This window comes from Trinickia violacea (assembly GCF_005280735.1).
Classification (GTDB): domain Bacteria; phylum Pseudomonadota; class Gammaproteobacteria; order Burkholderiales; family Burkholderiaceae; genus Trinickia_A; species Trinickia_A violacea.
The window spans coordinates 3485656-3499225 of the sequence record NZ_CP040078.1 but is presented as its reverse complement, the minus strand read 5'-3'; the positions used below and the strand labels follow the sequence as shown (position 1 = coordinate 3499225).

Sequence of the window (13570 nt, the reverse complement as noted above, 5' to 3'; positions counted from 1 at the left end):
CGCTCACGACGGCTCTCCATAATTGTCGGCGGTGCGGCCCATCATGTAGATGAACACGTCTTCGAGACCGGTTTCGAGCGGTGCGGCGGCGAACGCGGTGCCTTCGGTGACTTGCTTGACGGTGGCGTCGAGCGCGCGATGGTCGCGGCCGCTCACATGCAATGCCGATCCGAACACGACGGTCTGGTCGACGCCGGGCATCGTGCGCAAACGGTTCGACAGTTCCGCGAGGCGCTCGCCGGTAATCGTCCACGTCGCCAGGTCTTGCGATGCGACGACCTCGCTTGCGGTGCCTTGCGCGAGCAGCTCGCCGTAGGCGATGTAGGCGAGCTTATGGCAACGCTCGGCTTCGTCCATGTAGTGCGTGCTGACGAGCACCGAAATGCCCTGCGCGGCGAGCGTATGCAGCTCCTCCCAGAAGTCGCGGCGCGCGGCGGGGTCGACGCCTGCGGTCGGCTCGTCGAGCAGCAGCAGCTTGGGCTCGTGCAGCATGCACGCGGCCAGCGCGAGACGCTGCTTCCAGCCGCCCGAGAGCGCACCCGTCAGCTGATTGGCGCGGCTCGCGAGGCCAAGCGATTCGAGCGCGCGCTGCACGGCTTGCTTTCGATTCGGCATCTGATAGACGCGCGCGACGAAGTCGAGGTTTTCGCGTATCGACAAGTCGTCCCAATACGAAAAGCGCTGCGTCATGTAGCCGACGCGGCGCTTGATCTGTGCGCTCTCGGTGAGGATGTCGTAGCCGAGGCAGGTGCCGCTGCCCGAATCGGGCGTGAGGAGGCCGCACATCATGCGGATCGACGTCGTCTTGCCGCTGCCGTTCGGGCCGAGAAAGCCGAAGATCTCGCCGCGTGCGACTTGGAGCGAGACGTCCTTGACGACATGCTTCATGCCGAAGTGTTTATTCAGCTTGTGGACGTCGATCGCGTATTCGGCAATGGGCTCGCTCATGGCAGCCTCACTTCGACAGGCTGCCCGGGATGCAGCTTCGGCGCATCGGCGACGGCCGGATGCGCCTCGATCATGAACACGAGCTTCGAGCGGCTTTCGTTGCTGTAGATGACGGGCGGCGTGTATTCGGCTTCGCTCGAGACGTAGGTGATCGTGGCGGGCACGTCGGCCGCGCAGCCGTCGCAATGGATCGACACGCCGCGTCCCATCGCGAGCGAGCCGACGATCGCTTCCGGCACGAAGAAGCGCACCTTCACGTTCTGCGGCGGCAGCATCTGCACGACGGGGTTGCCCGCCTGCACCCATTCGCCGACGCGATACAGCGTGTCGTAGACGAGCCCCGCACGCGGCGCGGCCACGCGCTTCTGATCGAGCTTCCATTGGGCTTGTGCGACTTCGGCTCGAGCGGCTTTGACCTGAGCGGCTTGCGCGTCGATTTGCTGCCCGCGCCCCGGCAGATTCGCGACGTCGACCTGGTTCTGCATCTCGCGCATTTGCGCCGCGGTCGTTTGCGCGTTCATGCGCGAATCGTCGAGCTGCTGCTGCGAAATGCCGCCCATGCGGAACTGCGCTTCGTCGCGCTTGAGCTGTTCGGCGGCGTGGTTCGCTTGCGCGACCGCTTGCACGAGCTGCGCCTTCGTCACGTTCACTTCGGGCGGACGCTTGCCGGTCAGCAAATCGGCGAGCTGGGCTTGGGCCGCAGTGAGCTGATGCTGCGCCTGCTGCAAGGCGGCGGTTTCGTCGACCGATTCGAGCGTGAATACCGGCGCGTTCTCGGCGATGGTCTGCCCGCGCTGCACGGACAATTGCGTGAGCGTGCCGGATTGCGATGACGACAGGTAGACAAATTCGCCTTCGACGTAGCCCTGAAACGTGAGATGCGAACCGGACCGCTGCTCGCATCCGGCGAGTGCGGCGAGTGCGGCGATCGCACAGCACGCGGTAAACGTGGCGATGAGCGCACGACGCACGGGCATCATGGCTTCCTCCGCGATGCGCTCGCTTTCGAGTTCGTGTTCGCCTTCACGGCGGCGCGCGCGGAAGAGGCCCCAGGCACCTGCATCCCGGAGCCGAGCAATGCGCGCACATGGCGACGCAGCATGTCGCGATCGAACGGTGGAAGCCCGCGCGCGCTTTGCCAGATCTTCGATGTCGCGAGCGGCAGCATGACGAGCGCGAGGATCGAATGAAACAAATACACGGGCTCGAGCCCTGGATTGACCGTGCCCGCCTGCTGCGCTTCCTGCACATGCGAAGCGAACCGCTTCACGTGTTCGAGAGGAATGCGCTTGAGCATCCGTTCGCGCAGCAGACCGCCTTCGTTGACGATTTCACGCATCCAAAGCGGCGGCAGCCACGGCATGCGCGCGGTGACGTCGAAGAGCCGCTCGACGAGTTCGTTCGCGAACGCAAACGGATCGCCGCCGGTTTCGGGCTCGACGGGACGCCAGACGAAATCGACCACGCGCGCGAGCCGTTCGTCGACGACGGCATCGAGCAGCTGTTCGCGGTTCGTGAAGTAGTAGTGCACCATCGCCGATGTGACCCCGGCTTCGCCCGCAATCTGCGCGACGGTGGTCGCGGCGATGCCACGCTCGGCGAACAGGTGCGTCGCCGTGTCGAGCATGTGCTCGCGCACGTCGAAATCTTCCACCGACGGGCGGCGCCCGCGCGGCTTGGGGGCCGGGTGATTGGGCTTCATCAAAAAAGGCTAATTGACGAGTTAGTTAAATTCAAGGAAGGGTTTTGCCGTAGAAAGACGGCGGCAATGGGTGCGGCAAAAGGCGGGGGCAAGCTATACCGCTCGCACGTTGACGCTCCACTTTCACGGACGTAAGCTGGCCCACGTTTCAATCCTGAAAAGCGAGCCAGACGTGCAACAGTTGAATCGGTTGTTTTTTGCGGGACTGGTCGTGTCGTTGGCGGCTACCTTCGCGCATGCGCAGCAGCAGCCTGCGGCGCCAGGCGGCGCAGCCGTAGCGGGGGCGCCGGTCATGTACGTGAAGGACTTTCAGGCCGTTCAGGAAAGCAGTGGTTCGGGAGGTCTGCTCCATCGCTTGCGCGATGCGGCCCATGAACGGTCGGCTGGACAGAATGCGGGTGCCTTGGCGAACGCTATCGTCAAACAGTTGAGCAGCCAGGGCATTACCGCGCGTTATCTCGCGCCGGGTGAGCCGCTGCCGGCGCCCGCGTCGGGATGGCTGATCGGCGGCGTGTTCTATTCCCGCGACTCGGGCGGGCGCATCCAGTCGCTGCTTCAAGGCGGCTCGAGCGGAAGCAGCACACCCAATACCGAGGTTTCGGTGACCGTCGCCGACGTGGCGGGAGACCCCAACGTGCCGTTCGCGGTGATCGGCGCCGAGGACGCGATCAAGGGGCAGGGCACGGTCGCGAGCTGGAACCCGTATATCGTGGCGGCGAAGTTCGTGTTCAAGAAAGTCGAAGGCACGACCGCGGTCGACGGGCTCGCGAAGGACATCGCCGATCAGATCGTCGGCAACCTGCAGACGCTGCAGCAGAAGGATCTTGCGGCACAGGCCCATTGATGTTGGCGATTGAGGCTTACCCCGCGCTGAAATTCATTCATGTCTCGCTCGTCGGCTGCAGCGGGGTGCTGTTCGCCGTGCGCGGCGCGGCGGTATGGATGGGACAGGGCTGGCCGACGCGCCGGCCTGTTCGCGTGCTCAGCCAAATCGTCGACACCTTGCTGCTGGGCGCTGGCGTCACGCTGTGGCTGATGCTTCACCTGAATCCGGTGCGCGACGCGTGGCTGGGCACTAAGCTGCTTCTGCTGCTCGTCTACATCGCAGCGGGCTCGCTCGCGATGAAGGGACGCTCGAGGCTCGTGCGCGGCACAAGCTACGGATGTGCAATCGGCGTGTACCTGTTCATCGCATCGGTCGCGGTGACGCACAATCCATTCGGCTTTCTGGGAAGCTGACGTGACCTTTTCTCCTCTCGGTGGACGAAAAAAAGCCCGGCATTTAGCCGGGCCTCATAAATTGCCGCATCCCTGACGGAGGGATGCGGCACCTGCAAAGAAGCAGACTTCCGTTTGCGCTTAAGCCGCGAGCAGCGAGCGCAGCACGAACGGCAGAATCCCGCCGTGCTTGTAGTAGTCGACTTCGATCGGCGTATCGATACGCAGCAGCACTTGCACGCGTTGCGACTTGCCGTCCTTGCGGTTGATGACAAGCGTGACTTCCTGTTGCGGCTTGAAGTCGTCGCCGAGACCTTCGATGTCGAACGTTTCGTCGCCGGTGATGTTGAGCGACTGGATGCTGTCGGCGCCCTTGAACTGCAGCGGCAGCACGCCCATGCCCACCAGGTTCGAGCGGTGGATGCGCTCGAAGCTGCGTGCGACCACAGCCTTCACGCCGAGCAGCTGCGTGCCCTTCGCGGCCCAGTCGCGCGACGAACCCGTGCCGTACTCTTCGCCCGCGAACACGACGGTCGGGGTGTCGGCGTCGATGTACTTCATTGCTGCATCGTAAATCGACAGCTGTTCGCCGCTCGGCTGGTGAATCGTCAGGCCGCCTTCGACGCGCGTGCCGTCCGCCTTCGGCGGGATCATCAGGTTCTTGATCCGCACGTTCGCGAAGGTGCCGCGCATCATCACGTCGTGGTTGCCGCGGCGCGAGCCGTAGCTGTTGAAATCGGCCTTCTGCACGCCGTTTTCCTTGAGCCAGCGGCCCGCCGGCGAATCTTCCTTGATCGAGCCGGCCGGGCTGATGTGGTCGGTCGTCACGGAATCGCCGAAGATGCCGAGCGCGCGTGCGCCCTTGACCGTCGGGATCGAGTCAGCCGGCGTCATCGAGAAGTGCTCGCCGAAGAACGGCGGCTCGGCGATGTAGGTCGACTTCGGCCAATCGTAGACCTGGCCTTCCTCGCCCTCGATCTTGCTCCACAGGTCGCCCTTCTTCGTGAGCTGCGCGTAGTTCTTCTGGAACGCGTCGGCGTCGAGTGCGAACTTGAGCAGCGCGTTGACTTCCTCGCTCGTCGGCCAAATGTCGCCGAGGTAGATGTCCTTGCCGCCCTTGCCCTGGCCGACCGGCTCGGTCATCAGGTCGCGCGTGATGTTGCCGGCGATCGCGTAGGCGACGACGAGCGGGGGCGAAGCCAGGAAGTTCGCGCGGATGTTCGGATGGATACGCGCTTCGAAGTTACGGTTGCCCGACAGCACGGCGGCCGCGACGATGTCGTTCTTCGTGATCGTTTCGTTCAGTTCCGGCGTGAGGTCGCCCGCGTTGCCGATACAGGTCGTGCAGCCGTAGGCGGCGAGCTCGAAGCCGAGCTTCGACAGGTACGGCAGCAGGCCCGTCTTCGTCAGGTACTCGGTGACGATGCGCGATCCCGGGGCGAGCGACGTCTTGATGTGCGGCGCAACCGTCAGGCCGGCTTCGACAGCCTTCTTCGCGAGCAAGCCCGCGGCGAGCAGCACGCTCGGGTTCGAGGTGTTCGTGCACGACGTGATCGCGGCGATCAGCACGTCGCCGTTGTGCACCTTCACATCGTTCGAGGTCGTGTACTCGGCGCCGAGATCGTCGGCCTTCTTCGCAAAGCCGTTTTCGCCGACCGGCTTCGAGAACAGGTCGGTGAAGGTCGACTTTACGTGACCGATTTCGATGCGGTCTTGCGGGCGCTTCGGACCCGCGAGCGACGGAGCGACCGTGCCGAGGTCGAGCGTGACGACCTTCGTGTAGTCGATCTGGCCGGCCTTCGGAATACCGAACAGGTTCTGCGCCTTGAAGTAGTTTTCGAAGGCGGCGATTTCGGCCTTGGTGCGGCCCGTGCCCTTGAAGTAGTCGATGGTCTTTTCGTCGACCGGGAAGAAGCCCATCGTCGCGCCGTATTCCGGCGCCATGTTGCCGATCGTCGCGCGGTCCGGCAGCGTGAGCGACTCTGTGCCAACGCCAAAGAATTCGACGAACTTGCCGACGACCTTCTCTTTACGCAGCAGCTCGGTGATGGTCAGCACGAGGTCGGTCGCCGTCACGCCTTCGCGCAGCTTGCCCTTCAGCTCGACGCCGACCACGTCCGGCGTCAGGAAGTACACCGGCTGGCCGAGCATGCCCGCTTCCGCTTCGATGCCGCCCACGCCCCAGCCGACCACGCCGATGCCGTTGATCATCGTCGTGTGGCTGTCGGTGCCGACGAGCGTGTCCGGGTAGTACACGGTGTCGCCGTTGTCAGCCTTCTGGTGCACGCCGCGCGCGAGATATTCGAGGTTCACCTGGTGGACGATGCCGACGCCCGGCGGCACGACCTTGAACGTGTCGAACGCCTGCATGCCCCACTTCATGAACTGGTAGCGCTCGTTGTTGCGCTGGAATTCCAGCTTCATGTTCAGGTCGAGCGCGTCCTTCTGGCGGAAGTAGTCGATCTGCACCGAGTGGTCGACGACGAGGTCGACCGGCACGAGCGGCTCGATCGCCTTCGGATTCTTGCCGCTTTTCTTCGCGACGCCGCGCATGGCGGCGATGTCGGCGAGCAGGGGCACGCCGGTGAAGTCCTGCAGCACGACGCGCGACACGACAAACGGAATCTCATCGACGCGCGACGCGTTCGGCTTCCAGTTCGCCAGTTGTTCGATGTGTTCTTCGGCGATCTTCTTGCCGTCGAAGTTGCGCAACACCGATTCCAAGACGATACGGATCGAGACCGGCAGGCGGTCGATCTTGACGTCCAGCGCTTTGCCGAGCTGCGGCAGCGAATAGAACTTGCCTTTGCCGGAACCGCTGTCGAATTCCTTGAGCGTTTTGTGGAGATTGTGGGCCATGGTGGTTCCCTAGGATTGATTCGAGGAAATGACGTTGCTACGTTTCTGAACCGAGTTTTCGCACATAAACATAAGTTTGCTTATATGACGTACAAATCGACGTACTCATTGACCGGCATGGCTTCGAGCCTTGCCTGGTCCAGCGACACGTCGAGAATCGCTTGACGTTGCTTCTCTGAAAAGCGCCGCGCGAGATTGGTCTTGAACTTCTCGACCAATAGAGGTATCCCGTCGGCGCGGCGGCGCTTATGACCGATCGGGTATTCGACCACCACTTCTTCGAATTTCGTGCCGTCGACGAACTCGACGGTCAAGGCATTGGCGATCGAGCGTTTGTCCGGATCGTGATAATCCTTCGTGAATTGCGGGTCTTCGACGCATTGCATTTTGTCGCGCAGCGCGTCGATGCGCGGGTCGGCGGCGATCGAGTCTTCGTAATCGGCCGCGGTCAGCCGGCCGAAGATCAGCGGCACCGCGATCATGTACTGGATGCAGTGATCGCGATCAGCCGGGTTCGCGAGCGGACCTTTTTTGTCGATGATCCGAATGGCCGCTTCGTGCGTGCGGATCGTGATCTGCTGGATGTCTTCGATGCGCTTGCCCGCTGCCGCGAGCCGGCCGTGCAGCGTCATTGCCGCTTCGGCCGCGGTTTGCGCGTGGAATTCAGCGGGGAACGAGATCTTGAACAGCACGTTCTCCATCACATACGAGCCGTATGGACGCTGGAACTTGAACGCGTTGCCCTTGAACAGCACGTCGTAGAAGCCCCACGTCTTCGCGGTCAGCACCGACGGATAGCCCATCTCGCCGGTCTTCGCGATCAGCGCGAGGCGCACCGCGCGCGAGGTGGCGTCGCCGGCGGCCCACGACTTGCGCGAACCGGTGTTCGGCGCGTGACGGTAGGTGCGCAGCGAGTGGCCATCGACGAATGCGAGCGAGACCGCGTTGATCAGCTCGTCGCGCGTGAGCCCGAGCAGTTGGCCGACCACCGCGGTCGACGCGAGCTTCACGAGCAGCACGTGATCGAGCCCGACCTTATTGAAGGAGTTTTCGAGCGCGATCACGCCTTGAATTTCGTGCGCCTTGATCATGCCGATCAAGACGTCTTTCATCGTCAGCGGCGCTTTGCCCGCCGCGATGGCGTTGCGCGACAACCAATCGGCCGTCGCCAGGATGCCGCCCAGGTTATCCGACGGATGGCCCCATTCGGCGGCGAGCCACGTGTCGTTGAAGTCGAGCCAGCGGATCATCGCGCCGATGTTGAACGCGGCTTGCACGGGATCGAGCTGGAACGAGGTGCCCGGCACCTTGGCACCGTTGGGGACTATCGTGCCCGGCACGATGGGTCCCAACAGCTTGGTGCAGGCGGGGTAGGAGAGCGCCTCGAGTCCGCACCCGAGCGTATCGATCAGGCAGTTGCGTGCCGTCTCGAGCGCGAGTGTGCCGTCGATCCGAAAATCGAGCACATAGTCGACGATATCGACTAGCACGGAGTCCGGCGCGGGCCGGACGTTGGAGATCGGGGCGGACATCGAGCGATGCTTCCTGTGGGTTCCTATCCGATACGGCTTAGTTGGTCTTGTTCAGTTCGTTCGACTGGGTCGGAGCCGGCGCGCCTTGCGCCATTTCCGGCGTCTTGCACTCGTCGGCGAGACGCGAGCTGTCCTTATCCGAGAACAGCATGGCCTTCGTCGGGATCACGACGAGATCCATACCCGATGCCGCATCGTGGAAACGGTCGGCGCCGGTCGTGGTTTGCTCGCGCGGCAGGTTGTAGTTCTTTTCGCCCCAGTGCACGGTCACGATCTGGTCGCGCTTCATGTCGCCTTTCAGCATGAAAGACAGACCCTCGTCGCACGACCACCTCACGGAGCCGTCCGGAACCGGATCGACCTTCGCGACCGCTGGGGTTTTGCGCTTGATCAGGCGCCGTTTCGGTGCCGGTGCTTTCGGCTTGGCTTTGGCAGTGGTGCCGGAAGCTTGAGCGAACGCGTCAGTCGCGGCGAACAGCATGGTGGTGGAGAGAGCGCCGACAACGGTGGCGATCAGCAATTTCTTCATGGAATCAAGACCTTTTCGAATATCAGTTAAACGGTGGCGCGGCCGCGCAAAGCGTGAAAATGCGGCCGCCAGGGTTGAACTGCACGCGCCCCGAGAGCGCACAGCGGACGCTATTTTCTCCTATTTAGCGCGACAAATTTCAAATCTTCCGGGCCGGTGTAATTCGCGCTGGGCCGGATGATCTTGTTGTCGATGCGCTGCTCGATGATGTGGGCGCTCCAGCCCGAGGTGCGGGCGATCACGAAGAGCGGCGTGAACATGGCCGTCGGCACGCCCATCATGTGATACGACACCGCGCTGAACCAGTCGAGGTTCGGGAACATCTTCTTCGCGTCCGCCATCACCGTCTCGAGCCGCTCGGCGATGTTGAAGAGCTTCAGGTTGCCCGCGTCCTTCGAGAGCTTCTTCGCGACTTCCTTGATGACCTTGTTGCGCGGGTCGGAGATCGTGTAGACCGGGTGGCCGAAGCCGATCACGACTTCCTTCGCTTCGACGCGGCGGCGGATGTCTGCCTCGGCTTCGTCGGGCGTTTGGTAGCGCGATTGGATCTCGAACGCGGCTTCGTTGGCGCCGCCGTGCTTCGGGCCGCGCAGCGCGCCGATCGCGCCGGTGATCGCCGAGTAGAGGTCCGAGCCCGTGCCCGCGATCACGCGGCCGGTGAACGTCGAGGCGTTGAATTCGTGCTCGGCGTAGAGGATCAGCGAGGTGTGCATCGCGTCGACCCACGCCTTCGACGGCTCCTTGCCGTGCAGCAGGTGCAGGAAGTGGCCGCCGATCGAGTCGTCGTCGGTCTCCACTTCGATGCGGCGGCCGTTGTGCGAGTAGTGGTACCAGTAGAGCAGCAACGAGCCGAGCGAGGCCATCAGGCGATCGGCGATGTCGCGTGCGCCGGCGAGGTTGTGGTCGTCTTTCTCAGGCAGCACGGTGCCGAGGATCGACACGCCGGTGCGCATCACGTCCATCGGGTGCGCCGAGGCCGGAATCCATTCGAGCACGGCCTTCACGTTCGCGGGCAAGCCGCGCAGCGCCTTGAGCTTGGTCTTGTAGGCGGTGAGCTCGGCCTGGGTCGGCAGCTTTTCGTGCACGAGCAGGTAGGCGATTTCCTCGAACTCGCAGGTCGTGGCGACATCGAGGATGTCGTAGCCGCGGTAGTGCAAGTCGTTGCCGGTGCGCCCGACCGTGCACAGCGCCGTGTTGCCCGCCGTCACGCCCGAGAGCGCCACCGATTTCTTCGGCTTGAAGCCGGGCGTGCCCGCCGCGCCATTGGTTTGCGTAGTCGTCTCGCTCATGGGGTCTCGTTCTCCTTGCGCGGTTATCTCGCCCTTACGCTTTGTCTTTGCTGAACAGCGTGTCGAGCTTCTGCTCGTAAGCGTAGTAGCCGATGCTCCGGTACAGCTCGTCGCGCGTTTGCATCGTGTCGAGCACAGCCTTTTGCGTGCCGTCGCGGCGAATCGCGCCGTAAACGTTTTCGGCCGCTTTATTCATCGCACGAAATGCGGAGAGCGGGTAGAGCACGAGCGATACCTCCGCGCCGCGCAATTCCTCGACGGTAAAGAGCGGCGTTGCGCCGAACTCCGTGATGTTCGCAAGGATCGGCACCTTCACGGCCTGGGCGAACTGCCGGTACATGCCGAGCTCGGTCATCGCTTCGGGGAAGATCATGTCCGCGCCCGCTTCGACGCAGGCGCAGGCCCGATCGATCGCGGCTTGCAGGCCCTCGACCGCGAGCGCGTCGGTGCGCGCCATGATGACGAAGTCCGGATCGGTGCGCGCGTCGACGGCGGCCTTGATGCGGTCGACCATCTCGTCCTGCGAGACGATCGCCTTGCCCGGGCGGTGTCCGCAACGCTTCGCGCCGACTTGGTCTTCGATATGCATCGCGCCCGCGCCGGCCTTCGTCAGCTCCTTGACGGTGCGCGCGATATTGAACGCGGACGGCCCGAAGCCGGTATCGACGTCGACCAGCAGCGGCAAGTCGCAGACGTTGGTGATGCGGCGCACGTCGGTCAGCACGTCGTCGAGCGTGGAGATGCCGAGATCGGGCAGCCCGAGCGAACCGGCTGCGACACCGCCGCCGGAGAGATAGATCGCCTTGAAGCCCGCATGCTTCGCGAGCAGCGCGTGGTTCGCGTTGATTGTGCCGACGACTTGCAGCGGCTTTTCAGCGGCGACTGCGGCACGGAACGCCGCGCCTGGGTTCGCCGAGGGGGGCGTCATTGTCCTGTCTCCTTCGTTGTGTCGTCCGGGCCGAAGAGCGGTGCGGTTTCCTGCGGCAGCGGCCGGCCCGTGGCGCGCGCGCGCCGCAGCACCGACCAGTAGTACCGGTAGCTCGCGCGGTCGTGCAGCGTGTCGCCGTGGCGCGTCGGGCCCCACTGCGCGGCTTGCGCGGCGAGCAGGATCTCGGCGGCGGTCGCAATCTCTTCGTCGCGCGGCGCGAACGCGGCGACGATGACGGGAATCTGCGCAGGATGGATGCTCCACATCCGCGTGTAGGCGAACTCGTTGCGGGCGCGCCCGGCATCGTTCGCGACGACGCTCATGTCGCGCACCTCGGTGCTCACGTTGTGCGACGGCACCTTGCCGTGCGCGTGACACGCGGCGGCGATCTCGAGCTTCGCGCGGCGCACGAGCGGGTGATCGAACTGGCCGGGCGAGCGCATCGCCGAATCGGGGATCGCGCCGTTATGAGCGGAGACGAAATCCATCAGCCCGAAGGAGAGCGCCTCGACAGCCGGCAGTGCCGCGAGCGCGAAGGCTTGCGCGAGCGCGCCATGCGTCTCGATCAGCACTTGTACGGGAATGGGCTTCGCGATCCCGAGTTCACGCCGCGTGGCTTCGATGAACGCGCACATTTCGGCGGCGTCGCCCGCGTGGCGGACTTTCGGCAGCGTGATGTAAGCGGGCGCGCGCGCCGCGCCGCGCAGGATCAGGCGCACGTCGTCGCGCCAGTGCGGATGATCGAAATCGTGGATGCGCACGCCGACGCGGCCGAATGGATCGTGCTCGCCGCCGACCAGCGACGCGACCCGCTCCGCGTGCTCGGCCTCGCGGCCCACTTCGGCGCCGTCCTCGCAATCGAGCGTGACGTCGAATACGGGCCCGAGCTGCGCCTGCAGCGCCAGCGATTTGAGCATCAGCTTCTCGCTGCCCGCGTAGTGGTCGCAGGCAGGCAGGATGGCGGGTGGCGCTTCGCCGTCAAACAGCACAACGGCAGGGAGGAGTGCGCGCATCTTCGGCGTCAGGAGCGTGGGTCGTCGGGAAGAAAACCTGATTCGGGCGAGTTCTGTCGCGCTGGATCGTCGCTGGCAGGTTGCCGGCTGCCGCTGTTATCGGCGATGAGCATCGGCTAACGATGAAAACGGCGGGACTGCGCCGTTATTCGCGGCAAAACGCGCTGCAAAACGCGCTCGAATCAGGTGCGAAGACTGGCGTTCGCGGGTCCGCTCGACGCGCTGTCGTGCGGATCTTCGGCGCCTGCCTTCGCAAACAAGTGCCGGAAACGCGTCGAACAGCAACGGTTTCCGGCGCGCATCGGGCGTTTAGCCGAGCAGGTGCTGCACGCCGTCGCGCTCTTCGAGCAGCTCGGCGAGCGTGCCGTCCATCTTTTCACGCGAGAAGGCGTCGATTTCCAGACCTTCGATGCGCTTGTACTCGCCGTTTTCGCACACGACCGGCACGCCGTAGACGATGTCTTCGGGGATGCCGTATGAGCCGTCCGACGGGATGCCCATCGTCACCCACTTGCCGTTCGTGCCGAGCACCCAGTCACGCACGTGGTCGATCGCCGCGTTCGCAGCGGAAGCCGCCGACGACAGGCCGCGCGCTTCGATGATCGCCGCGCCGCGCTTGCCGACGGTCGGGATGAAGGTGTTGCGGTTCCATTCGTCGTCGTTGATCAGCTTCGTGAGCGACTGGCCTTCGACGGTCGCGAAGCGGAAGTCTGGGTACATCGTCGGCGAGTGGTTGCCCCACACGGCGAGCTTCTCGATCGACGCGACCGGCTTGCCCGACTTGGCGGCCAGTTGCGACAGCGCGCGGTTGTGGTCGAGGCGCAGCATGGCGGTGAAGTTCTTCTTCGGCAGATCCGGCGCCGACTTCATCGCGATGTAGGCGTTCGTGTTGGCCGGGTTGCCGACCACCAGCACCTTCACGTCGCGGCTTGCCACTTCATTGAGCGCCTTGCCTTGCACCGTGAAGATCTCGGCGTTGGCCGAGAGCAGATCCTTGCGCTCCATGCCCTTCGAACGCGGACGGGCGCCAACCAGCAGGGCGACGTCGGCATCCTTGAAGGCGACTTTCGGTTCGTCGGTGACCACCACGCCCGCGAGCAGCGGGAACGCGCAGTCTTCGAGCTCCATCACGACGCCTTTCACGGCGGCCTGCGCTTGCGGCAGGTCGAGCAGTTGCAGGATGACCGGCTGGTCTTTGCCGAGCAGATCGCCGTTGGCGATACGGAACAGCAGCGAGTAACCGATTTGACCTGCGGCGCCGGTGACGGCAACACGCTTTGCGGGCTTAGCCATTGAGAAATCTCCAGGACGATGCGTTGGACGCTAGGGAAAACGCCATTCTATGCGCGTTACGCGAAGCGTGAATGAAGCATGGCGCAACGAAGCCGCGCGATGGGCCCGAAAACCGCGCCGGGCTTGGCGCTGCGGCAATGCCGCCATGCCGGATAACCGGTGCCGCGAAGGGGGCGGCGAAGCGGGGAATGGGGATGTTCGAAGGCGGTAACGACGCCTGCCGGAGTGCTCGATGGCGCCGGCGACTGCAGCAGCGCGC

The 13570-nt window shown here is 64.1% G+C and carries 12 protein-coding genes; 2 read left to right on the top strand and 10 right to left on the bottom strand.

Annotated features, from left to right (window positions below):
• Nucleotides 1-3: 3 nt before the first annotated feature.
• The 3 genes from FAZ95_RS37820 to FAZ95_RS37810 are packed head-to-tail and all read right to left on the bottom strand — an operon-like array spanning nucleotide 4 to nucleotide 2650.
• A complete protein-coding gene (locus tag FAZ95_RS37820) occupies nucleotides 4-948 on the bottom strand; it encodes an ABC transporter ATP-binding protein (protein WP_137337387.1) in 945 nt (314 codons plus the stop codon).
• Nucleotides 945-1925, bottom strand: a complete 981-nt coding sequence (locus FAZ95_RS37815; RefSeq protein ID WP_137337809.1) for an HlyD family secretion protein — start codon at nucleotides 1923-1925, stop codon at nucleotides 945-947. Before FAZ95_RS37815 ends, FAZ95_RS37820 begins: the two co-directional genes overlap by 4 nt.
• Nucleotides 1925-2650: a TetR/AcrR family transcriptional regulator gene (locus FAZ95_RS37810; protein WP_137337386.1), complete on the bottom strand. Its 726-nt coding sequence runs from the start codon at nucleotides 2648-2650 to the stop codon at nucleotides 1925-1927. The genes FAZ95_RS37815 and FAZ95_RS37810 overlap by 1 nt, the downstream gene beginning before the upstream one ends.
• Before the next feature lie 172 nt (nucleotides 2651-2822).
• Between FAZ95_RS37810 and FAZ95_RS37805 the strand changes: the two genes are divergently transcribed.
• Both FAZ95_RS37805 and FAZ95_RS37800 read left to right on the top strand, forming a co-directional pair.
• Nucleotides 2823-3494, top strand: coding sequence for a DUF4410 domain-containing protein (locus FAZ95_RS37805; protein ID WP_137337385.1), 672 nt, complete (start codon nucleotides 2823-2825; stop codon nucleotides 3492-3494).
• On the top strand, nucleotides 3494-3889 hold the full coding sequence (locus tag FAZ95_RS37800; RefSeq protein ID WP_137337384.1) for a SirB2 family protein: 396 nt from the start codon (nucleotides 3494-3496) through the stop codon (nucleotides 3887-3889). The genes FAZ95_RS37805 and FAZ95_RS37800 overlap by 1 nt, the downstream gene beginning before the upstream one ends.
• A 120-nt stretch (nucleotides 3890-4009) precedes the next feature.
• Here FAZ95_RS37800 and acnA read toward each other — a convergent pair whose 3' ends face one another.
• The 7 genes from acnA to FAZ95_RS37765 form a co-directional block, all read right to left on the bottom strand.
• Nucleotides 4010-6727: an aconitate hydratase AcnA gene (gene acnA, locus FAZ95_RS37795; RefSeq protein ID WP_137337383.1), complete on the bottom strand. Its 2718-nt coding sequence runs from the start codon at nucleotides 6725-6727 to the stop codon at nucleotides 4010-4012.
• A gap of 80 nt (nucleotides 6728-6807) precedes the next feature.
• Nucleotides 6808-8259, bottom strand: a complete 1452-nt coding sequence (locus FAZ95_RS37790; RefSeq protein WP_137337382.1) for a bifunctional 2-methylcitrate dehydratase/aconitate hydratase — start codon at nucleotides 8257-8259, stop codon at nucleotides 6808-6810.
• Nucleotides 8260-8296: 37 nt separating this feature from the next.
• Nucleotides 8297-8788, bottom strand: coding sequence for a hypothetical protein (locus tag FAZ95_RS37785; protein ID WP_137337808.1), 492 nt, complete (start codon nucleotides 8786-8788; stop codon nucleotides 8297-8299).
• A gap of 110 nt (nucleotides 8789-8898) precedes the next feature.
• Nucleotides 8899-10077, bottom strand: a complete 1179-nt coding sequence (gene prpC / locus FAZ95_RS37780) for a bifunctional 2-methylcitrate synthase/citrate synthase (protein ID WP_137337381.1) — start codon at nucleotides 10075-10077, stop codon at nucleotides 8899-8901.
• A gap of 34 nt (nucleotides 10078-10111) precedes the next feature.
• Nucleotides 10112-11005, bottom strand: a complete 894-nt coding sequence (gene prpB / locus FAZ95_RS37775) for a methylisocitrate lyase (RefSeq protein WP_137337380.1) — start codon at nucleotides 11003-11005, stop codon at nucleotides 10112-10114.
• Nucleotides 11002-12018, bottom strand: a complete 1017-nt coding sequence (locus tag FAZ95_RS37770) for an HpcH/HpaI aldolase/citrate lyase family protein (protein WP_137337379.1) — start codon at nucleotides 12016-12018, stop codon at nucleotides 11002-11004. The genes prpB and FAZ95_RS37770 overlap by 4 nt, the downstream gene beginning before the upstream one ends.
• Nucleotides 12019-12327: 309 nt before the next feature.
• On the bottom strand, nucleotides 12328-13311 hold the full coding sequence (locus FAZ95_RS37765; RefSeq protein WP_137337378.1) for a malate dehydrogenase: 984 nt from the start codon (nucleotides 13309-13311) through the stop codon (nucleotides 12328-12330).
• Nucleotides 13312-13570: the final 259 nt, after the last annotated feature.

Coding starts and splice junctions, on each gene's coding strand:
- FAZ95_RS37820 (WP_137337387.1), bottom strand. CDS start 948: ATGAGCGAGCCCATTGCCGAATACGCGATCGACGTCCACAAGCTGAAT.
- FAZ95_RS37815 (WP_137337809.1), bottom strand. CDS start 1,925: ATGCCCGTGCGTCGTGCGCTCATCGCCACGTTTACCGCGTGCTGTGCG.
- FAZ95_RS37810 (WP_137337386.1), bottom strand. CDS start 2,650: ATGAAGCCCAATCACCCGGCCCCCAAGCCGCGCGGGCGCCGCCCGTCG.
- FAZ95_RS37800 (WP_137337384.1), top strand. CDS start 3,494: ATGTTGGCGATTGAGGCTTACCCCGCGCTGAAATTCATTCATGTCTCG.
- acnA (WP_137337383.1), bottom strand. CDS start 6,727: ATGGCCCACAATCTCCACAAAACGCTCAAGGAATTCGACAGCGGTTCC.
- FAZ95_RS37790 (WP_137337382.1), bottom strand. CDS start 8,259: ATGTCCGCCCCGATCTCCAACGTCCGGCCCGCGCCGGACTCCGTGCTA.
- FAZ95_RS37785 (WP_137337808.1), bottom strand. CDS start 8,788: ATGAAGAAATTGCTGATCGCCACCGTTGTCGGCGCTCTCTCCACCACC.
- prpC (WP_137337381.1), bottom strand. CDS start 10,077: ATGAGCGAGACGACTACGCAAACCAATGGCGCGGCGGGCACGCCCGGC.
- prpB (WP_137337380.1), bottom strand. CDS start 11,005: ATGACGCCCCCCTCGGCGAACCCAGGCGCGGCGTTCCGTGCCGCAGTC.
- FAZ95_RS37770 (WP_137337379.1), bottom strand. CDS start 12,018: ATGCGCGCACTCCTCCCTGCCGTTGTGCTGTTTGACGGCGAAGCGCCA.
- FAZ95_RS37765 (WP_137337378.1), bottom strand. CDS start 13,311: ATGGCTAAGCCCGCAAAGCGTGTTGCCGTCACCGGCGCCGCAGGTCAA.